Origin of the sequence: Desulfosediminicola ganghwensis (assembly GCF_005116675.2) — a bacterium.
GTDB classification, from domain to species: Bacteria; Desulfobacterota; Desulfobulbia; order Desulfobulbales; family Desulfocapsaceae; genus Desulfopila; species Desulfopila ganghwensis.
Genome location: NZ_CP050699.1, coordinates 3,004,973 through 3,026,510 on the forward strand (window position 1 = coordinate 3,004,973; position 21,538 = coordinate 3,026,510).

Annotated in this window: 14 protein-coding genes; 9 read left to right on the plus strand and 5 right to left on the minus strand. The window is 49.8% G+C overall.

Annotated elements, in window-relative coordinates:
• Positions 1 to 25: 25 nt before the first annotated feature.
• On the minus strand, positions 26 to 3,157 hold the full coding sequence (locus FCL45_RS12780; protein WP_136797895.1) for a ChaN family lipoprotein: 3,132 nt from the start codon (positions 3,155 to 3,157) through the stop codon (positions 26 to 28).
• Between the two features lie 131 nt (positions 3,158 to 3,288).
• Here FCL45_RS12780 and FCL45_RS12785 point away from each other — a divergent pair, with 131 nt between their 5' ends.
• Together FCL45_RS12785 and FCL45_RS12790 are read left to right on the plus strand one after the other, a co-directional pair.
• Positions 3,289 to 5,034, plus strand: coding sequence for a B12-binding domain-containing radical SAM protein (locus FCL45_RS12785; RefSeq protein ID WP_136797894.1), 1,746 nt, complete (start codon positions 3,289 to 3,291; stop codon positions 5,032 to 5,034).
• A gap of 140 nt (positions 5,035 to 5,174) precedes the next feature.
• Complete coding sequence (locus FCL45_RS12790; RefSeq protein ID WP_228721324.1) at positions 5,175 to 6,356, plus strand: 3-phosphoglycerate dehydrogenase family protein; 1,182 nt, start codon at positions 5,175 to 5,177, stop codon at positions 6,354 to 6,356.
• Positions 6,357 to 6,583: 227 nt separating this feature from the next.
• On the opposite strand, the gene FCL45_RS12795 is transcribed toward FCL45_RS12790, so the two are convergent.
• Entirely contained in the window at positions 6,584 to 6,850 is a 267-nt protein-coding gene (locus FCL45_RS12795; protein WP_136797892.1) for a hypothetical protein, read from the minus strand.
• Here FCL45_RS12795 and FCL45_RS12800 point away from each other — a divergent pair.
• From FCL45_RS12800 to FCL45_RS12825, 6 genes are all read left to right on the plus strand, one after another.
• On the plus strand, positions 6,849 to 7,790 hold the full coding sequence (locus FCL45_RS12800) for a DUF362 domain-containing protein (protein ID WP_136797891.1): 942 nt from the start codon (positions 6,849 to 6,851) through the stop codon (positions 7,788 to 7,790). The genes FCL45_RS12795 and FCL45_RS12800 overlap by 2 nt on opposite strands.
• A 58-nt stretch (positions 7,791 to 7,848) precedes the next feature.
• Positions 7,849 to 8,601: an enoyl-[acyl-carrier-protein] reductase FabL gene (gene fabL / locus FCL45_RS12805; RefSeq protein ID WP_136797890.1), complete on the plus strand. Its 753-nt coding sequence runs from the start codon at positions 7,849 to 7,851 to the stop codon at positions 8,599 to 8,601.
• 122 nt (positions 8,602 to 8,723) lie between these two features.
• Entirely contained in the window at positions 8,724 to 9,323 is a 600-nt protein-coding gene (locus FCL45_RS12810; protein WP_136797889.1) for a Maf family protein, read from the plus strand.
• Positions 9,324 to 9,719: 396 nt separating this feature from the next.
• Positions 9,720 to 13,112, plus strand: coding sequence for a cyclic nucleotide-binding domain-containing protein (locus tag FCL45_RS12815; protein ID WP_136797888.1), 3,393 nt, complete (start codon positions 9,720 to 9,722; stop codon positions 13,110 to 13,112).
• Positions 13,113 to 13,150: 38 nt separating this feature from the next.
• Positions 13,151 to 14,938 (plus strand): DnaB-like helicase C-terminal domain-containing protein, encoded by a 1,788-nt coding sequence (locus tag FCL45_RS12820; RefSeq protein ID WP_136797887.1) that lies wholly within the window; start codon positions 13,151 to 13,153, stop codon positions 14,936 to 14,938.
• Between the two features lie 282 nt (positions 14,939 to 15,220).
• On the plus strand, positions 15,221 to 15,559 hold the full coding sequence (locus FCL45_RS12825) for an EAL domain-containing protein (protein ID WP_136797886.1): 339 nt from the start codon (positions 15,221 to 15,223) through the stop codon (positions 15,557 to 15,559).
• Positions 15,560 to 15,588: 29 nt separating this feature from the next.
• On the opposite strand, the gene trmFO is transcribed toward FCL45_RS12825, so the two are convergent.
• From trmFO to mutL, 3 genes are all read right to left on the minus strand, one after another.
• Positions 15,589 to 16,905 carry a methylenetetrahydrofolate--tRNA-(uracil(54)-C(5))-methyltransferase (FADH(2)-oxidizing) TrmFO gene (trmFO, locus tag FCL45_RS12830; RefSeq protein WP_136797885.1) on the minus strand — a complete coding sequence of 439 codons (1,317 nt, stop codon included), beginning with the start codon at positions 16,903 to 16,905 and terminating at the stop codon, positions 15,589 to 15,591.
• Between the two features lie 77 nt (positions 16,906 to 16,982).
• Positions 16,983 to 17,552, minus strand: coding sequence for a 3D domain-containing protein (locus FCL45_RS12835; RefSeq protein WP_136797884.1), 570 nt, complete (start codon positions 17,550 to 17,552; stop codon positions 16,983 to 16,985).
• Positions 17,534 to 19,537 carry a DNA mismatch repair endonuclease MutL gene (gene mutL / locus FCL45_RS12840; RefSeq protein ID WP_136797883.1) on the minus strand — a complete coding sequence of 668 codons (2,004 nt, stop codon included), beginning with the start codon at positions 19,535 to 19,537 and terminating at the stop codon, positions 17,534 to 17,536. The genes FCL45_RS12835 and mutL overlap by 19 nt, the downstream gene beginning before the upstream one ends.
• Positions 19,538 to 19,790: 253 nt before the next feature.
• On the opposite strand from mutL, the gene FCL45_RS12845 reads away from it, so the two are divergent.
• A complete protein-coding gene (locus tag FCL45_RS12845; protein WP_136797882.1) occupies positions 19,791 to 21,527 on the plus strand; it encodes a penicillin-binding protein 1A in 1,737 nt (578 codons plus the stop codon).
• Positions 21,528 to 21,538 lie beyond the last annotated feature (11 nt).

Here is a 21,538-nt window from a genome sequence, read left to right on the forward strand (position 1 = left end):
CCGACCTTTCCCTGGTACTCATCAGTTACGGGTGAGCTTGTTCTCTGACCGGTTTAATCAGTTCCACTTCAAACATAATTTCCTTGTCAAAACCGTTTTCTGTACGGCGTATTTTCAGTTGCACCACATCGCCGGGCAATGAGGCGAAGAGTGCAATCCGTACATCCTCCATGGAATGTATTGGGAAATCATCGATAGCAACGATGCTGTCAGTGATGCGCAGTCCTGCCTCATCTGCCTTGCTTGCCTGGTTAAACGCTGAGATTGTCAGCAGATTTGCATCAGCTGCAGTGGGCTCGTTGATGCTTATACCGATCTTGCCCGGTTCCGGCAGCTCGAGTGATTCTACCAGAAAGAAATAGTCGGCAATATCGGCAAGGTTATCCGGTGTCGTGCCGTTGAAGATATTCAGTATTGAAGCCTGTTCTACATTGGTTCGTCGCGCAACCCGCGGTGGGATGCCAAAATCTTTTCTGGTGTGCTGGGAGCCGGCAAGCACGATGAGTTTGCGGCCGGGATTTTTGTTGAGGTGATCTGTGATTTCTTCAGCCATGGTCTCGTCCCACAGCGATTGTGCCTGGATAAAGCCCGACGCATAACCCGAGCCGTGACCACCCTGCTGGTGTAGCGATTGCATCTGACGAAGCTGTCTGGCGTAGCCTGGTAGTGAGAGATCTCTTTGTTGGGGCAGGCTATCGCGAATTTCTTTTGATAGCGCATCTGTTCCACCGCTTGAGTAGACGGTGGAAACTGTTTCCCTCGGCAGATTGAGCCCGATGACAGGGATGGAATTTTTGCGGGCGAAGCTGAAAATATCCTGAAAATAGCGATAATCGTAACTCCAGACCGAAAAGTAGCCGGAAGCTTTTAAAAATTCTTTCTCGGTCATGGCAGAGTTGTATGCCGTATACTGATCCAGCGCCTCCTGACTGGTGTACGGAAACATCTCCATACCAATGGCCATATCGGGATGTCTGGCGTGGATTGCCTCGATAATCCGTAGTTGCAGGCGGTGATCGCTCATTGAGGTGTGCTGCTCACCCAGGTAAATGACATCATTGTTGCTGAGCTGATCGGCGATCGTGCCAAAACTCTGAAGATTGCTGGTGGCACCGCCCCGGGGAAGGTGCTCGATGGCAATCTGAATGCCATTGAAGCTGTCGTTTATTCTTTTGGCCTTGATGCGACCATTTTCAAAATGCAGAAAAGAATATTTGCCATAGTGACTGAGCTTTGACGCGGCCGAGGCTGCTTGTGCCGGTCCGCTGCTGGTGACGAGTACTGTGACATGATCTGGATTCAGGGGATTGGGACGTACCTCCAGGGTAAATCCGTTGCCGGGATGACTGGGGCTGCCGAAAAGACTCTGGACGTGTTTTCCAGCCAGGCCCAGAAAGAGCAGGTTGCTTTCAGCTAACTCGCTATTGCCCGTATAATCGTCATTTTGAATTTTTAAACTATCATTTTGTAATTGTTCAACAAGAGGTTGGTACTCGTGTGGTGTGTCGGCGCCGGAGAACAGGGCGATTTTCTCAGTCGCACCCATAAATTGTGACCAGACAGCCGGACGTTCGTCTTCTGACAGCATCCTGAAAAAATCATATTGCGGGTCAAGGGTGAAGCCCAGTGGAGGGCTGTCCAGTTCGAGAGTGATTTCCTGTTCGATATTTTCAGTTTTCACTGTAAACCAAACTTCTCCCTGGGTGGTGGCCACACGTACGGGGATGTGCAGTTGGTATGGTTCCCGGGTCTTTTGCCTCAATTTAAAGTTGAGTGCATGGGTGTCAGCAAAAGAACGAAGTGTAACCTGTTCTATCGCAAGATTCGGTATATCTTCACGGCTCAATCGTTCATCAAAAAAACGGCTGAGATCCTGCTGGGACGTTTGAGTAAAGATACCCTCGATATCGTGCCACGAAGCGCTGCTGTTACGATAATCCTGGTAAAATGTCCTGATGCCTTTGAGGAAAAGTTCACTGCCGAGGCGGCTGTGCAATTCATGAAACAGCATCATCGCCCTCGAGTAGCCGATTGCCCGGCGCGCTTGAGCAAGTGGTTGGTTATGGCTGGCGTTGGTAAAAGATGCGAGAGGTATCTGATTGCTCTGATTGACGTAGCTGAGATAGTTGAGCACAGCCTCTTTCCTGTATGCCACCCCTTCATCACGGTCGGCTCGGTAGGCGTGATCGGCGAGATAGGAGGTGAGACCTTCACACCAGTTTCCGTGTTGATAATCAACCTCGATACTGTTTCCGAACCAGGAGTGGAGAATTTCGTGGCCGAGTGAGGTATCCTTGATGAAGGGCAGACGCAGCACAGCCTGACCAAGCAGGGTGAAGGTGGGCATTCCCAGCCCCGTGGGCTGGCGGTTGGCCACAATCGCGTAGTGGTTATATGGAAAGGGACCTATTTCTCTCTCGTATCTCAAAATATAGTCACGCGCTTTGTTGAGATAGCCCCGGGCAAGTGAGGCATCCTCCGGGAAAAAGAGGGCGTAGACCTGCAGCCCCTGGCGGACTTTTAGCGAAGAAACAGAATAGGGCGCTGCGGCGAAATGCAAACCGTATAAGGCATTGCTGAAAGTGGCCGAGAACTGGTTGCCATCCCGGACGAGCGGGAAATCGTCTGATTCGGTAATGGCTGTGAAATTTTCAGGTAAACGGGCCGAAAGAGTAAAGCGCATCTTCTTATCCGGAACCGGATGCCAATCACTCAGCAGGGTTATTCCTTTTTCACTTATCAGGTTTTCATCATCCAGCGAAAAGGTATTGGTATAGGAAAGGAAAAGTTCTCTGGCCTGGTTCGCAGCCGGAATTGAAAAAGAGGTTGACTGTGGCAGGGTAATTGACTGATTGCTGCCGTCTTGCCTTTTCAGCATTTTCCCTGTTATCTTCAGCGAGCCAAGATTCAGCGATAATTCTTCACCCGCCGGAATTGATATTTGCGCCGTTCCCGTGATTTCTCCGCGCACCAGATCAAAGCTGATGGCAAGATGATAATCTGCTGATTCGCTCTCACTTTCAGCTGCCGCGAGACAAGAAAGAGCTGTGGTAAAGACAAGTGACAGCAGCGTAAACAGCAGAATCAAAATCGAAGATTGCGGCCGGTGCGGGGGCGCCATCACTCGCTGTGTATGCTGGATGTGGCTGGAATTCATGATAGGCCTTAAATTTTTGTCTCAGATTATGAAGAAGAGGTTTTGCCGTCAGACTTGACCGTCACTCCCACTTCACTATATTGTTTTCATAGCAGAAAAAACGTCAAATTATTTCATCCGAGTAGAAACTAATGATAATCAAGGCGCAACGCCAAGAAAAAAACAACGATCTTCAATCGGGCCGTAAAATCAAGTTGGTAGCCCTCAATGCCAAATTCATACATTCATGTCTGGCACTTTTTTATGTGCGCAATGAATTGCGCAGGAATTATCCCGAGGCAGAAATTGAAATTCTGCAGTTGACCATCAACGACAATATGTACGAAAGCCTTCTGCGAATCACAGAGGATCAGCCTTTTGGGGTCTTTTTCTCGGCAGCTATCTGGAACAGCGATAAAACAGAGCAGCTGGTGCGGGACGTGCGGAACTGTCTGCCGGATTGTCGGATCGTAGTCGGAGGCCCACAGGCAGGGGTGCTTTCGGAGAGCCTTGAACAAGGGCTGTGCAGTATGGTTGTGGGTGAGTTTGAGGGAATTGATCCCGCATTTTATGCTGATCTCGATAGCGGTGAACTCAAGCCGAAGTACCAGGGATCTTTTTTTAAGCTGCCAAAGAGGACACTTGATTATCCCTTTTGCGAAGATGATTTTGAGGATCACCTGAAAAACCGGCATATTTATTATGAGACATCAAGAGGTTGCCCCTATGCATGCACCTACTGCCTGTCAGCGGCTGAAAGAGGGCTTTTTCATAAGGATCTTGAGCAGGTAAAAGCTGAACTACTGGATATTCTCAAGTATAAACCGAAAGTTGTACGCTTTGTTGACAGAACCTTCAACGACATACCGGAGCGGGCCTACGCCATCTGGGAATTTCTTATCGAGCAGGATTGCGACACCCTGTTTCATTTCGAGATCGCACCGGATAGGTTTAGTGAAGAGATGCATGAACTGCTGAAAAAGGTGGAGCATGGGCGATTTCAGTTCGAGATCGGTATTCAGTCAACCAATGATGAGACGCTGACAGCTATCCGCAGACGTATTGATAAGGTGGCTGTGCACCCAATCATCAAGCGCCTGGCGGAGTTGAACACCATTCATCTTCATGTGGATCTCATCCTCGGCCTGCCATACGAGACCGAAGAAAGTTTTGCCAGGTCGTTTGCAGATGTTTTTGCCATGGGAGCCCACTATATTCAGATGGGGTTGTTGAAAATTTTACCAGACACGCCTATCTGCCATGGGGCTGATGAATATGGTTACCGACACAGCAGTCATCCACCATATTCGATATTTGCCAATAAATGGCTCAATCATGAGCAGGTCAGCGAACTGTACTGGTTGTGTGAGTGTGTGGAAAAATTTTATAATAATCGTTATTTTGTCTCGTTCTGGGCATATTTGCGCCTGCAGGATGAAGATATTTACAATTTTTTTAGCAGGTTACTTGAAGTGGGGGAGCGAAGCGGTTTTTTGCATCGAGCCTTGACCCAGGAGACCCTCTGTTCGATTCTGTATCAGCTCTGTCAGGATCGTTCAGATCGGGAACTGATTGTTGAGCTATTGCGATACGATTGGCTGCGTTGCGGCTTTCGAAAGCTTCCTGATTTTCTGGATATTCCTGAAAATCAGGAGGATATGGTCACAACCAGGGACCTGTTATTCAAAGAGTTACCAGACAATTTTACCGGAGTGTTTGCATATAAAAACCGAAATCAGTTTTTTAAGCGGTCGGTGTTTTTGAAAATTTCCAATCAGGCTGCGAGATTTCTGCAACTTGACGAAAGTGGTGCTCAGGCGTTGCGAATTGCATTTTTGCAGGAGCGCGAAAAGACTCTTTATGGGCACAATTCAGTTCTGAGTTTTCCGGCAAGCTGAAAATCGGGAGGAATACAATCCGGCAAATGAGACAGACACAGCAACTCCGGGCAATCGACGGGGAAGTATATCAAAGAGCGGTAACGACTAAAACCTTTTGAATTTGCCATGGCAAAGGGGGGGGAGGAGCAATGGTCAGCATGAGGATAAAGAAACTGAATGTCATCGCTCCTGAGGGACTGCGTTTGCTCGGGGAGGAATTTACCGTAACCGCCGACGAGGCAGATCCCCATGCCATTCTGGTGCGGAGTGCGCAGGTTGATGTTGGCCTGTATCCTTCGCTCTATGCCGTGGCGAGGGCTGGTGCGGGGGTAAATAACATCAACGTTGCGGAGGCTACCAGCAGAGGTATTTGTGTATTCAATACTCCGGGTGCCAATGCCAATGCTGTGGTGGATCTGGTATTTCCGATGATAGGCGTCTGGAAGCGCAATATTTATCGGGGTATTCGCTTTTGTGAGTCTCTTGCCGATTTGAAACCAGGCCAGGTGGGTGAAGTGGTTGAGCAGCGTAAAGCCGCCTTCAAGGGAGAAGAGATCGGTGGCAAGAATCTGGCGGTTGTCGGCCTGGGGCAGATAGGTACCAGGCTGGCCAACGGCGGAATCCAGCGACACATGAACGTGAAAGGGTACGATCCATCGCCTGCAGTAGAAAATATCCATCAGCTTTTCCCTGCAGTGAGACTCTGCGGTACTTTAAGGGATGCCATTGGCGACGCAGATATCGTTTCGATTCACCTGCCCTTGAATGACAGGACCAGGTATCTTATAAATGCTGAATTTATAAGCAAAATGAAAAAAGGTTCTATCCTGGTCAACTATTCCAGGGAGCAGATCGTGGATGAAGAGGCGGTTATAGAGGCGCTTGATCAGAATCGGCTTGAAGCCTACCTCACAGACTTCCCTACCTCACGGAATGTGGGGCATGAGAAAGTGCTGACAACACCTCATCTCGGCGCCTCCACTTCAGAATCGGAAGAAAATTGTGCCAAAATGGCTGCTAAAGAGCTGAGAGCTTACTTGAAATACGGTAACGTGGTGCACAGTGTAAATTTTCCTAATATAGAATCCATACCCACCGATGATATCCACACCCGCCTGATAGTGATCAATCGCGATGTGCCGGGGATGATCGCCTTCGTTTCAAATGTCTTTGGCAATCACCAGATAAACATTACCAGTTATCTGAACCGGTCCAATGGGACTGTTGGCTATAATATTATTGATGTGGAAGGGGATATTCCAGCACAGCTTGTCATAGAAGTCGAGAAAAATGAAGATGTTATAAGAACCAGGTTGATTCACTTCAAAACAGCTGACTGAGGCCGTTTGCCGTCGTAGTAAAAAAAACATGACGCGTAGGTTGCTGTTATTTTGTGACAGGTGTGAAAAATTGGCGGTGATGACTGCTAATGTACAAAAAATTGTATGATTTGGCCTGTTTTAAGCTACCACGGGAAGAGTGCTCAATAGTGTAAGTGGCCGATATATAAGTCTAAGTCATGTTTGTTGCGCGAGGTGGCACGGATGGTGCAAGGGTTATTATGCTTTTATCTCTTCTCTCCTTTCTCCTGAGAAAGACCGACCTTGCTCCCCGCTCGGTCGGTTTTTCTTTTTTTATCCTTCCGATGTTGTACTATCCAGCCGAAAGATTTCGTCTCAAGGCTGTGAACAGTCGCATTACCTCCAGCTATTTTCCCACTGATATGCTCCGCCTGTGAGACTTGTTCATCACGGGTCGCGTTCTTATCTCTATTGAACAATGGGCTTGATCGTCCTGTATATAATTCGATTTCACCGTTGATACCTTCCGCCATGACTTCATACCAGAAAAAACACCAGGTTATTCTCAGCCGGTGCCCCGATTACGAACGGGCAAGACTCGGCGATACGTTGAATAGCGTTATGTCATCACTGGTATTACCGCAAAATACCAGCGGGTTGCGGGTGCTGCTTAAGCCCAATTTCGTCAGTAGCAGGGGGCAGGAAATTGCCTGCACCAACGTTGAGTTTTTACGGGCTGCTGCTATTTGGTTTAGAGACCATGGGGCGAAGGTCACAATTGGTGATTCTCCAGCCTTTGGTTCCACCAGATCAGTGATGGATAATTATGGTATGACTGATCTACTGGCGGATATCGGATGTGAACCCGTAAATTTCAGTCGTCCTGTCGTTCGTGTCGTCGGGGACGGCATTTCCCTGGGTATTGCCAGAGAGGCATTTGAATGTGATCTGCTGGTGAATCTGCCAAAGCTGAAAGCACACAACCAGATGTTTGTCACAGGTGCGGTGAAAAACCTGTTTGGAACAGTAGTGGGCATCCAAAAAGCCGGGTTGCATATGCGTCATGGTAGCTCACATGACGAGTTCGCCAATATTCTTCTGGAACTGTCGGAGATTTTGCCCGACAATATTTCATTGGTCGATGGCATCAGGGTTATGCATCGATCCGGCCCGATGGATGGAGATCCCTTGAGTCTCGGGTGTGTGGGCGGTGCTCATAGCGCGGTGGCTCTGGATACTGCCCTGTTGAGCGTTCTTGAACTGCCGTTCGATGAAAGCCCCCTTTGGCGGGTGGCAGCTGCGGCCAAACACTCTGGTGCAGATCCGAAAAGCATTGATTATGTCATGGAGCATCCCGAAAGCTTCCACGGTTCAGGGTTTCGGGCTCCGGAAGGATTGAATCCCATCCGATTCAATCCTTTTCGCCTTATGATGAGCACCATAAGAAAAGTGAAAATCGCTCTCCGCGGCTGACATATTTCTATAAAAAAGAGTTTCAACAGTACATTTGAACCGGCGAAGGATGTTTCCAATGATAAATGTACAAGGAAAGGTGGCCCTGATTACCGGTGGTTCCCGTGGTATTGGTCGGGCTGTTGCTCTGCGTCTGGCCGAGAACGGGGCCGATGTAGTTGTCAATTACGTGCGTCATAAAGGCGATGCCGAACAGACTGCGAAACTGGTAGAGAAGGCTGGGGCCAGGTGCCATGTGGTGAAGGCGAATGTGGCTAAAGAAGAGGATCTTGCCAGAATGTTCGCTGAGATTGAACATATCTTCGGGCGTCTTGATATTCTGGTAAGTAATGCTGCCTCCGGTGTCCTGAAGCCGGCATTGGAGTTGACTGCACGGCACTGGGACTGGGCAATGGACATTAATGCCCGTGCTCTTTTGTTTCTGGTGCAGCATGGCATGCACCTGATGAGGCCAGGAAGCAGGGTAATGGCTATTTCAAGCCTGGGCGCGGTCAGGGGTATCGAAAATTATACCACTGTGGGAGCTTCAAAGGCAGCTCTGGAGGCACTGGTGAGGCATCTTGCCGTGGAGCTGGGACCTAAAGGTATTCTAGTGAATACCATCAGTGCGGGCGCTGTTGACACCGATGCCTTGAAACATTTTCCCAACCGGGAAGAAATTCTCAGGAAATCTGTTGAAGCTACTCCTCTTGGCCGACTGACAACCCCCGGTGACGTAGCTGATATCGCCTTGTTCCTATCCAGCGATCTTGCCTCCATGGTGCATGGGCAGGTAATAATTGTCGATGGAGGCTATGCTGTTCATGGCTGACAGTGTACATTAACCTTTCAGGATATCAGAAAAGTTGTCCTTATAAGGATATTGACGAAGCGACCGGAGTTAAAAAATCTCGTCGTTTTGGTATATAGAAAAAATTCAAGCACGTACGATTTATGATTTACAGAACTCTCAAACCATTTGTTCTCGCTTCAAATTCACCACGAAGAAAAGATTTTCTCACCGACCTGGGCCTGGATTTCAGGATTGAAGCTCGGGAGATAGATGAGTCGCCCCTGACAGCCGAAGACCCGACACTCTATGTGGAGCGAATGGCGAAGCGTAAGGCCTCTGTGGTGGCGGATCTCTTTCCGGGGGAATATGTGGTGGCGGCTGATACAGCGGTCTGTCTTGGTGAGACAATACTCGGCAAGCCAGCTGATGAGCAGGATGCGGTTGAAATGCTGTTGGCGCTTTCCGGTCGCAGCCATGTGGTTCGCTCCGGAATCTGTCTCCTGAACAGGCAGTTGAACAGGGAAGTAGTTCTGTCTGTGGCAACAGATGTACACTTTGTTGAGTTTGATGCAGCTGTTGCCAGAAGCTATGTGAAAACAGGTGAGTCTTTAGATAAGGCAGGCGCATACGGTATTCAGGGTAGTGGGGCTTTCCTTGTCGGGCGAGTTTCCGGTTCCTATACCAATGTGGTTGGGCTCCCCTTGGCTGAAACCATTAATGTCTTAAAAAATGAAAAGATTATAGACTCTTCAATCAATTAGGTTGAACCTGTAACTGTAGAAATGGTACAAAGAGCATAAGCAGAGAATAGAGATGTATTCTCTTTTGCAAAAAAGAGTTGTCCATATTTGCAACAGCCCGTTATGAGTGAATTTTTGCTGGTAAATGTTTGTTTCTTAGCCTTTATTCAGTTTTACTGAAGCGGAAAACAGTTTGCAGGCATTCTGTGGTACGCTGATGGCTGATGTGAAGTGGATCGGTACACAAAGAAGAATAGTATGAATGTTATTGATATCCCTTGGAATTCAGAGCAAATTTCAGTACGATATTCACAACTGTTCTTTACGAACTGTATTGCGCCAGATTCTTTAATTATTTTTATCCTTAATTCAAGGCACAAGCCGGTTTGACAGCCCTGTTACAGGAGCCAGAGCTATATGACTGAGGCAGCCACTCAGCAAGAGTATGTTTCCACGCTGAAAACACTCAATAACACCATCGTAACAATTCGCACTTTTCCTGCGAATGCGCCCCAGGTTACCAATGCTGTAGAGCGCGGTTATAAAACGCTAAAGCACCATTTGCGAAATAGGGGAGACTTTTCACTGGCTCTGGTCGGTGATGATTTGCTGCTCTGTGGTGAATTGCTTTCTGAGGGAACGATCCGTTCCATATCCAATCTCCTTGTCTATAGACAACTCGAGCTTTTGGGCAGCCGGAAATGCACCATACAGCCGGGGCTGGATCGAAACAACTTTAATAAGCTACTTGAAGTTTTCAGTGGCAAGGTCGACCAGATTAAGCAGGAGGGTGGTGGTCTCGGTTTTGTCAGAAAGCTTGGAGTTGAGGAATATTTCTTCAAAGATGAGAAGGATGTCGAGGCAGACCAGTCTGTTTCGCCGGAGGCTGAAGTTGTTGAAGGGGGTGTCGCGGTTATGCGTCAGGTCCCAAAAGAGCTGGTCGATGTTCTTCTCGGGCGTGAATCCCGCAAAATTATAGTCGATGAATTGATCTCGATGCTGACTGTGCCGGAAAAGGGAGGGCAGGTTTTTATAGCCTCTCTTAGTGGCATACTGGAGGGGTTGAGACAAAATAAGGTCTTTGCCAATTCCGCGGCTCTCAACCAGATTCTTGGCAACTACGAAAAGCTTGCTGGTGCCGAACAGCGGCAGGATTTCATGCGGACGGCTGCAAATATGGCACTTCAGGAGTTTGAATTGCCGGTGCTTGCGCTGCTGATGAGCCAGGAATTTCAGGTGGAAAGTGGTCGAATTTTCAGTGAGTTCCTGCTGCAGCACATTTCATATGAACAGTTTGCAGGTGTTATTCGTGAATTGAGGAAAAAAAGCTCCCGTTTGCGACTCACAGAAAAGGGTGATTCGCGGCAGCTTCAGTTTTTGAACGGCGCAGTGAAAATGCTGCTGGCTACCCCCAAAGGCAAACAGAACCTGGGCAAAGAGAAAGCTCAGAGTATTCTTGATGCCGGTGAAAAGGCACGAAAAGCCCAGCGGGTCCAGGCAGGACTGCGGGCACTGGTGCAGGGTAATATCGACGTCCTGGACAGCGAAGAGTTTATTGACCACTTGCCGTTTGTGCTACAGAAGATGATAGCTGACGGCATGGAGACCGAGGTCAGGGATGTACTGAACAAGCTGTCGAGCTATTTTGCCGGTGTCGGTGTTGAAGATCAGATCAGCCTTATCAGGAGCCTGGTGCAGATCGGTGAAAACCTTATTGCTGAAGGACACTGGGAGCAGTTCGAATTGATTGCCGAACCTCTTCTGATCTGGTTGAGGGATTCAGACACAGCGGATGGTATTTATGAGAGAGCGTGTGTCTGTCTGCAGGCATTTATGGGTCGGTCCTGGCAGGATGGGAAGAACCGTAATGGTGACAGAGTGTTGTCCATGCTCTATCGTATTCGTTCGGGCAAGCTCAATAAACATGACAAGATTCGTGAAATGGTCGGCAGGGTTCAGGGCCGGAAAATCGACAGGGAGCTACTCGCTCACCTATTGACCGAATGTCTTGAGAATCCCAAAGATGAGGTTGTATCACGTCGGCTTATATTGCAGGGCCCTGTTGCATCACGCTTTCTGGTTGAGCGCATGATGCAGGCCGAAAGCGCTCAAAACAGATTTAAAATCATAGATCTGCTTACCTATGGTGAACAATTTCTGCCCGATATAATTATTGAATACCTGGCAGAACCAATGCCCTGGTATGGCAAGCGCAACTTGCTGAAGTTGTTGGGGGAGACAGGAAGAAAAGAGCACCTTGACGCAGCCTATCCATATCTGCAGCACGAGGATATGCGTGTTCAGCGAGAGGCATTCAACTGCCTGTACAAGATTAGCGATGATGAACGCAAAAATGTCCTGCTGAAGGGTCTGGGCGACGCCGGTGAGGCAATGAAGCTTCAGATCATGAAGGCGCTTGCTCCCATGAGTGATCATGAGGTGGTAAAAGGATTGGAGCAGGTTCTCGCGGATTATCAATACTTCAGTGAAGAATTCCGCGATACCCTGCTTATAAGTGCGTGTCGCGTGCTCGCCCGCTGCCCTAAGGCTGAATCGGAGAGAGTGTTGCAGGAGTTTATCGAACAGCGCGGCAATCGTCAGGCCAAAAAAATAGGCAGTGCGGTATGGGACGCTGCCAGGGAGGCGGTAAACCACCTGGAAGATTCCCAGCGAGCCGCAGCGGTACGCATGAAGGTAAAACCCGGTCAGTTCCGGGCGGGAGGCAGACGACAACCTGAAGGCGCTAAGGGTGAAGAGCCACGGTTGGTAACAGGGCTTGATGAAGAACGGCAGCTTTACGAGCTACTGGATAAAGGTAAAAAAGCTCCAGCCAGAGAGTTGTTGATACGCCTGATTGGTAATATGGCCAGGCAGAGACGATTCCCTCAGGCAGAAAAGCTGCGTGAATTGCTCATTCAGGCTGATCCGCTTGCCTTGAAGGATATCATGAGGGCAGCGGAACTTATTGAGGATGAGAAACAAACTTCGGTTGGCGGGCTGCAACAGGATGCCTGGCTGGAGTTAACTGATTCCCTCAGTACTGAAGAGTACAGCACTCTGTATCATGCTCTTGAGAGAAAACGTTATGGCAATGAAGAAGTCATTATCCAGCAGGGAGATGAGCAGGGTGCGCTCTATTTTATCAACTCCGGTGGTGCGAAGCTCCATTACCGTCAAAAGAATAGAGAGGTGCTGCTCAAGCTGATGCGACCGGGTGAAATTCTTGGAGCCCATGTCTTTTTCGACGCGTCTGCGTGGACCTTCTCCGCATCAGCACTTGGCCAGACTGACGTTGCTGTGCTGCAGCTTGAACAGCTCAAGCACTTGAGAGAAAATTTTCCGGCACTTGAAAGAAAACTCAAGCATTTTTGTGAACAGTTTGAGAGTACAGGGGAATTTTTTGAACTCAGCGATAGAGAAAGGCGGGAGCATTTACGGAAACCACTGGAGCCGACAGGGGTAACGATGGCCCTGCTCAACGAGGATGAGCGCAGCATTGGTGTCGAGTTAAGGGGAGAACTCATTGATCTTTCCCGTGGTGGTCTTTCTCTGTTGATGCGTATTACCAGAAAAGATAATGCCCGGCTTATGCTGGGTCGTTCCATACAGCTGTTTCTCCCTTATGGGGAAGGCGGCGAGAAGACTATTACCTTCCACGGTCAGATTGTGGCGGTGCGTGAGAAAAACGTGATGCAGATGGAGTACTCCATTCATACCCATTTTTTCAAAGGTCTCACTGAAGCGCAGATCGAGCAAATTACACGATTGGCTGCGCTCAGGAAAATTCCTGACACAATATCAGGGAGCTGATCTGCCCTGATGGTAAAATTCCCAGTCAAGAGAAGTCCATGAGCAACCCTGACGATCCTGTCTCCAGGTTTTACTTTGACCAGTTACGGCAACATGATGGCCATTGGCAGGATCGTGGCATTTATCTCGCCGACTGCCCATTTTGTGGAACCGGCAACGGTTCTCCACCGGCAAAGCTTGTGGTCACGCTGAACCCTTCCAGTTTCTTTCACGGTTATTTCAGATGTTTAGCGCGATGTATTCCTGGTGGCTTCAGCCAATACTTTGGTACATTGACCGGGCTTTCGCCCGAGACTGTTCCCGGTTACGATCCAGACGCGGAGAGCGCGAAAAAATTGCTTGAATTCCCCATGGGGAACTCCAATGAGGAGATGATCTCCTGCCGGGACCGGTTGCGGGAAGAGCCACTGGATTTTTTCCAGCAACTTGGGGTCAGCCGCGAGGTGCTGGCCGAAAATCAAGTGGGGTTTAACGGTCGTTACATTACCTATCCATACATTCAGGCAGATGGGAATTGCTACTCTATTCGCTGTGTTCACCCGGAAAGGGATGATGATTTTTTCTGGCAGGGGGAAGAACATTTCAGCAGCGATCCGTATCGAATCTTTAATTTCACCGATATTGCCCGCTGTACGGATGGAGCCTTGTTTCTGGTGGAAGGTGAGCAGGAGTTGTTGGTGTTGAAACAGATGGGCTACCCCGGTATCGCTGTGCCACATCATCAGGCCTTTGACGCAATCACCCCTGAGTTACTGCACCAGGTGAAAACGGTTTTCGTGCTGATCAGAAACAGTGCAGAAGGAATGAGCGCAGCCCGTGAGATGGCCTCGCGTATAGGTTTCAAGGTGCGTATTCTGCGCTGGCCGTCGAAGTCGGCCAGGAACTTTGGCATATGCGATTTGGCTCGCCAGGAGGGTAAAGGGGTGCGGCAGGTTTTCGGTCAAATGATCCGCAACTCCACTGCTTTTTCTCCGTTTGCCTCACCTGAACGGGAATATTTGCAATTTATTCAGAGGCTGAAAGACAAGGGTGGCGCAGCTTATGAAGGGCTGCGAACAGGTTTCCCGCTATTTGATTCTGCACTGGATGGTGTTCATGGCATCAATATTATTGGTGGCGCTCCCAAGGTAGGTAAGTCGGCTTTCGCTATTCAGCTTGCAAGCCAGATGGCCCAGGCAGGTGTGCCTGTGCTCTATTACGATTTTGAGAATGGTCGCCAGCAGGTATATCAACGTATCCTGAGCCGCCTGAGCAGGCTGGAAGTGAAGCGTCTTACCAGTACCAACCTTGACCCGGATGAGCATGAAGCATATCAGTCAGCTCTGGCCAGGCTCAGACGTATGCTCGATAATTTCAGGGTTATCAATGACCGGAAAGTTAAGCCGGAACTGATGCGCAGACATGTCGACTTTTTGCGGCACGAGACCCGTAAAGATTATGTGGTCGTAGTGATAGACAGTTTGCATAAGCTGCCATTCAAGGATTTGAGTGAGCGCAGAACAGGTATTGACGCCTGGTTGCGTGAGCTTGAGTCGATCCGCGATGAAATGCAGGTGTCTTTCCTGGTGATCTCAGAGCTGTCCCGGGGTGCGGAGAAAGCCTATTCGGAGATGCCACATCTCGGGGTATTCAAGGGTTCCGGCGATATCGAATACAGCGCAGATAATGCCATGGTCCTTTTTAATGAGACCTCTGGTGGCAGCAACCGGTCCTGTGTGTTGCATATCGTTGCCTCAAGAGAATATAGCCCTGGGGCTGTTGCCCGGTACAGGCTTGATTACCCTTATTGGGGTTTTGTTGAAGAGCCCCTGCCGGAAAGCATTTAATTCGTTCACCCTTCGTATAACTGTATTCTTCAGTTATTATCTTAATTGCCACCAATTGCCTTTTCTCCGTCTTTCCTGAGCTGGACCTTTGTTGGAGATCCTGAAAAGGAACTTGATAAAGTTAATCTATCAGTAGACTCCGGAATCATTGCCCGACGGGAAAATGAACAGTGGGTTGACATTTACAAGTAATTCAGCAAGTTGTACTGGAGCGGTTGCCAAAAATGCAATTGCCGGATACAGCAGGTGTGCTCACCAGTGTAGTTACTTACTGTCATCGCAATGGGGCACACCCTTGGCGTCAAGATGCTGGCAGAAGGTGTGGAGATACTGGAGCAGTTGAACCTCGTTCACGATATGGGCGTGGACGAGGCTCAAGGGTACGTCTTTGCCAAGCCGGTTTCGGCCAGGAAGTTTTTGGAAATGCTCAAGACCTGGGGAAATGAGTCATCGGTATTAAAGATGTGTGGCGCCAGGACCCAACCAATTATAGCGTTCTGTGGGAAGTCTCGTTATGTTCACTTTCCAGCGTACTTTTATTGTATTCTGCAGAAAATGAACCCGCCCGATATGATCATGTGGCATTGCTTGATACTCTACCCATGCCTTGAACTGAGATAAGCTGACGAGACGCCGACAGACTGCAGGGCTTAAATGATCTGGTCACTTTCAAGCCAGTTTTTAAGTGCATCCAGGCCCGCCTCTGCTCGCTTTTCGCCGCGAAACCGTTTCGGTACTTTCTTTTTCCAGGCTGGAAACAGGCCAAAGTTGACATTTGAGGGCTGAAAATGTTTGGGATCGCTTTCCGTCAGATGCCTCACCAGGGCTCCCAGTGCGGTTTCGGGCGGTGGCACGGAAGGTGATTGACCGTTTGCTTTTCTGGCTCCGTTGATTCCAGCCAGCATACCCATCGCTGCGGATTCGACGTACCCTTCCACACCGGATAACTGACCGGCGAGCAGCATATCGGGGCGGGATTTGAATTCGAGGGTTGGCTCCAGCAGTTCGGGGGCGCAGATGAAGGTGTTGCGGTGGATGGAACCGAAACGTACGAATTCAACATTTTCCATCCCGGGGATGAGCCGGAATACCCTGTTTTGCTCGCTGTAAGTCAATTTAGTTTGAAAGCCGACCATATTGTACGTGGTACCTTCAGTGTTCTCCATGCGCAACTGAACTACAGCGTATGGATCTTCACCGGTCCTTGGATCTGCGAGACCAACAGGTTTCATTGGGCCGAAACGCAAGGTTTCATCGCCTCGGGAGCGAATTACTTCAACTGGCAGGCAACCTTCGAAATATTTTGGTTTTTCAAACTCCTTCAAAGGTACACACTGGGCGTTTGCCAGTTCGGTGATGAAATGAAGGTACTGTTCCTGATTCATGGGGCAATTCAGATAGTCGCCCGGGCCGTCATCGTATCGTGATTTTTGGTAGACGATTTCTTTATCGAGCGATTCTGCGCTGACGATTGGGGCTATGGCATCATAAAAGGCGAGGCGGTCTCTGCCGGTCAGCCTGATAAGAGATTCAGCAAGGTTCTCGGAAGTAAGTGGACCAGTGGCAAGAATAACGGTGTTTTCGGTTGGCGAAGGCAGCTCGGTTATTTCCTTGTGAACAATCTCAATATCCGGGTGATTTTTCAGGACCTCGGTGACATAGGCTGAAAATTGCTCGCGATCGACAGCCAGTGCCTTGCCGGCAGGAACCTTACATTCATTTGCGGCCCTCATGATGAGCGAATCGCAGCGGCGCATCTCTTCTTTTAGAAGACCGACTGCAGACCCGATATCGTCAGAACGAAAGGAGTTGCTGCAGACCAGTTCGGCCAGATCAGGGGAACTGTGAGCCGGGCTGAAGCTGTGGGGTTTCATGTCGTACAGGGTAACGGTACAACCTCGTTTGACTGCCTGCCAGGCGGCTTCGCTGCCGGCAAGACCTCCGCCGATAATTTCAATATGCTTCATAATATTTTCAGAGAATACGTGCAGCCCGGTCAGGTAAGCGATAGTGCTTTGTAAACCTGGTCTGCAGGTTGTTTATGTTATGGGTAGTAAATTTCTACTCTAAGTCGTTTTCGGCCCCACTCAAGGGCCTCCTGGTGCGACTTGAAATAGAGGTCGATCCTGTTGCTGCCCTTGATTGCTCCGCCGCGGTCCTCGACCCGGCCCCAGCCATAGCCTGGAACATACATCCTGGTGCCGAAAGGGTAATAGCGGGTATCGGCTGCTATGGTTCCCTCATCGGCCATGATAGCCCAGGGCATCATCCTGTAAGGGATGGTCCATGGTTTTGCGGCAGAATCCATGGAAAAGAGCCCGGGCTGTGGTTCGCTGGGTTTGGTGCCGCTGGCAGTTCGTCCACTATACGGTTGTCCGGCCTGATGCCCCTGGCTTACGTATCTGTTCCACACATCGAGCTTCAGCTTCGACCAGCTGCCGCGCTCCCAGCCACAGCATTGGCCACAGCCGCAATAGGCAGTAGTTTCAATCATTTTGCCGACCGGTTTTTTTGCACAGCCACCAAGCATTGTCAGAAAAATTGCAATAATGATGACACATGCTGTGGGTAGAGGCGTGGAGCAGACAGGGCTTTTTATGTTCTGTAAAACCATTTTTTCAAGTCTTCAGGGCTGAATTGTTTTACGACAGGTCGGCCGTGCGGGCAATGGGAAAAGAGATTCGCCCTGGCCATTCGCATTAGAAGCGCATCAATTTCTTCTACACTGAGCGTGGTGCCGGCTTTTACTGCAGCTTTACATGCCATGGTGGCGAGGATAGTATCAACAATATCACCAGATTCCCGACGTGAACTTTCACTGCCGAACTGTTCGAGCACGTCAATGAATAGATCTGCCGGTCCGACTTTTCCGGTTATGGCAGGAACGGCAGAAATTATCCACGAATTACCACCAAATTCACGGATGGAAAACCCCATGTGTGCCAGTTCCTCCTGATGCTTTTCCACCAGTTGAGACTGGAAAAGTGTCAACTCAATCGTTTCAGGGAAGAGCAGGTTCTGGCTGGCGGTATTTCTGCTGAGATATTGCTGGCGAAGTTCCTCGTATATCAAGCGTTCATGGGCGGCGTGCTGATCAATGACCAGTAACCCTTCACTGCTTTTACAAAAAATATAAAGGTCAGCAAATTGGCCGATTACCTGCAAGCCATGGCCGTTATTCTGTTCCGGCAGCAATGATGTTTGCTGGAATGAGACTGTATTCGCCTTTTCCTGCAATGGTTCAGCGGGAATAGGAGGGACAGGTGGAAGCTTTTCGGTCTGTGGCTCCCGGGTGCTGAATCGGGATGTTTCCGGCTCAAAGGCAGCAGGTTGAAAATCATTCGCGTCCGGCTGAGGTTTCATGCCGCTTGAGGTTGGTTTGAAAAAATCAGCTTCAGGCTTTGCGGGCGACTGTTGTTCCGGTTGGTCGGATGTCGCACTCGTTGGAAAAGAGAGGGGGCTTGCCTGTACTTTTTCTATCAGATCTTCCTGGGTGGGTTCGGATTCAAGAGGCACGAACGGGTTGCCTGCCGGCTGCTCTCGTTCCAGCGGAATAGTTGTCGTCTCGGATCGGGAAGAGCCGAACATTGCAGTCTGCAGCCTTCTCTGCTCCCCCAGCATGGCTTTGGCCACTGTTTCGGTTATGAGAGCGTGGATACTGCGGCTGTCGCGAAACCGCACCTCATGCTTGGCAGGGTGTACATTGACGTCCACTTCATCTGCGGGCAAGAGCAGATGCAGCAAACCCGCGGGGTTCTTGCCCTTCATCAGAAAGCCTCTTAAGCCTTCCGCGGCAGCGTGAACCATCATCCTGTCCTTGATTGCCCGACCGTTGACAAAAAGGCGAAGCCGCGCGGGACCCGTATGCAGACGTTCCGGCGGGATCAGGTAACCATAGACCCTCCGTTCGGGGGAGCGGACCTGATCGTCGCCAACCTGTATGAACCTGCCGGTGTAGTTGATCAGCTGAGCAAGCCTCTGCTGGAGAGTCAGGGAGTTATCCAGATAGAGGTTACGCTTTGAGTTAACTGTCAGGGAGAAGGTGACATCAGGGTTTGCCAGGGCGTAATTGCGGATGACTTCATCAATGTGATTGAGTTCGGTACGCATGGTACGCAGGAATTTTTTCCTGGCAGGTGTGTTGCCGAACAGGTTTTTGATCTCAAATATAGTCCCAACGCTGCAGCCAGCTTCGTGGACCCTGGTCAGCTTGCCGAATTGAATTTCAGCGCGAGTGCCGAGGTCGGCATCGTGTCGGCGTGAGGTGATGGTCATTTTGGAAACGGAACCGATAGAGGGAATAGCCTCCCCTCTGAACCCGAGGGTATTGATGGCGTTCAGGTCCTTATCGGTTTGTATTTTAGAAGTACCATGTCGCTCAAGGCTGAGTAGCACATCGTCCTCATCCATTCCCTCACCGTTGTCAATGATGCGGATGAGCCGGGTGCCGCCGCCCTCGATCTCAACTTCAATGCGGTCTGCACTTGCGTCAAGACTGTTTTCAACCAGTTCTTTGACGACGGAGGCCGGGCGCTCTACTACTTCGCCTGCAGCTATCTGGTTTGCCAACTGCTCAGGCAGGATACGGATTTTAGCCATGAATGAAACGAATTAGAGTTGCTTGTTGAAAGGTAAATGGTACATTTGGGTCTGGTCATTAAAGATACAGAAAGAGCCAATTTTTACCAACACTATTCTCCTTGTGTCAGACGAAAAGAAAAGCAAGTCATCCAAGGCTTCCAGTAAGCCAACCCAGCCTCGCAGGAAACCGCGTAATGAGAAACATATAATCGGGTTTCTGTTTTCAATCTGCCTGCTGCTCACTATATTTCTGGGCAGTTCTCTCTTTATAATGAAGAGCTTGCAGATCCCGGATATTCGCACAGTAGCCAATTACCAACCGGCTGAGGCCTCTATAATCTATGACCGGCACGGCAGAGTTATCGAGCGGGTCTTTGCGGAAAACAGAACCGTTGTGGAGCTTGAGGCCATGCATGAACTGCTCCCGGATGCTTTTGTAGCTGCCGAAGATGGCCGTTTTTATGAGCATAAGGGGCTTGATTTTATCTCGGTAATGCGTGCCCTGGTGGTAAATTTGAAAAGTGGTCGCAAGAGCCAGGGAGGTTCCACTATAACCCAGCAGGTGGCTCGCGGCTTGCTGCTTAGCCCTGAAAAAACATATATCCGAAAGTTCAAGGAGGCGATACTTGCCTGGAGAATAGATACTCTTCTGACCAAAAAGGAGATCCTCTATATCTACCTCAATCAGATATACCTGGGTGAGGGTGCTTTTGGGGTGGAGGCCGCTTCTCAGGTGTATTTTGGTAAATCGGCCTCGCAGCTGACTCTTGGAGAGGTGGCGCTGCTTGCCGGTCTGCCGCAGGCACCCACCAGATATTCTCCTTTGAAGCATCTGGATAGAGCTCGGGCGAGGCAACGATATGTACTCAACCGGATGGCGGATGACGGTTATATTACTCCGGACAAGGCCAGGGTCGCCTATATTTCCAAGCTGAATTTGAGAGCTGGCAAGCGGGGATTTGACCCGGTCAACGGGTATTACCTCGATGTGGTCAAAAAACAGGCAACTGAGATCTTAGGTCGTCCACTGCAGGAAGCGGGCGCGAGAATCTACACTCACCTCGATCCGAAATTACAGAAAAGTGCTACTCAAGCGGTGGTCAGTGGACTGCGCTCTGCAGGTGTCCGTCAGGCGCTGAGGGATGTGAATTCGCGCCGGATACCGCAGGGAGCACTGGTGTGTATCGAGCGCAGCAACGGCAGGGTGCGGGCATTGGTCGGGGGGGCTGATTATTTTGCATCACCGTTTAACCGGGCGGTCCAGGCAAAACGGCCTGCAGGTTCAATTTTCAAGCCTTTCGTTTTTGCCGCCGCTCTTCAGGATGGATGGAAACCGCTCAGCATCATCAGTGATGCACCCCTTTCTATTTCCGGCGGTAAACATGGCGTCTGGCAGCCGAAGAATTACTCCGGAAAATATCATGGGGATACCACCTTAAAGAATGCACTGGCAAACTCCTATAACGTTGCGGCTGTCCGGTTGATGCAAAATGTCGGGGTCAAACGAGTTCATGCCATGGCTGACGCCTCTGGCATTACCGCGAAGATGCCACCAGATCTGTCCCTGGCTCTTGGTACGGTGGATGTTTCTTTGCTCGAGATCACTGCTGCTTATGGACCATTTGTCAACAGTGGTATTTACACCGAACCGTCATTTATTCGTCGCATTGTGGTGGAGGACAAAGAGCTCTGGCGGGAGTCGCCCATGAGGGTTCAGGCGATGACACCAAGGACCGCACTCAACATGGAAGCCATGCTGGAAGAGGTGGTGACCAATGGTACCGGAAAGCGTGCCAGTGGCTTGCCCGGCGCAACAGGGGGTAAGACCGGTACCACCGATAAAAACAGAGACGCCTGGTTTGTTGGCTTTAACGGTAACTATATCAGTGGAGTATGGGTCGGCCATGATCTGAATCAGACCCTTGGCGACAAGGAAAACGGTGGAAGAACGGCTGTACCCATCTGGAGGGATTTTATGGCAGAGGCCCGGGGGGATTCTGCCCGCTGAAAAATCAGGAG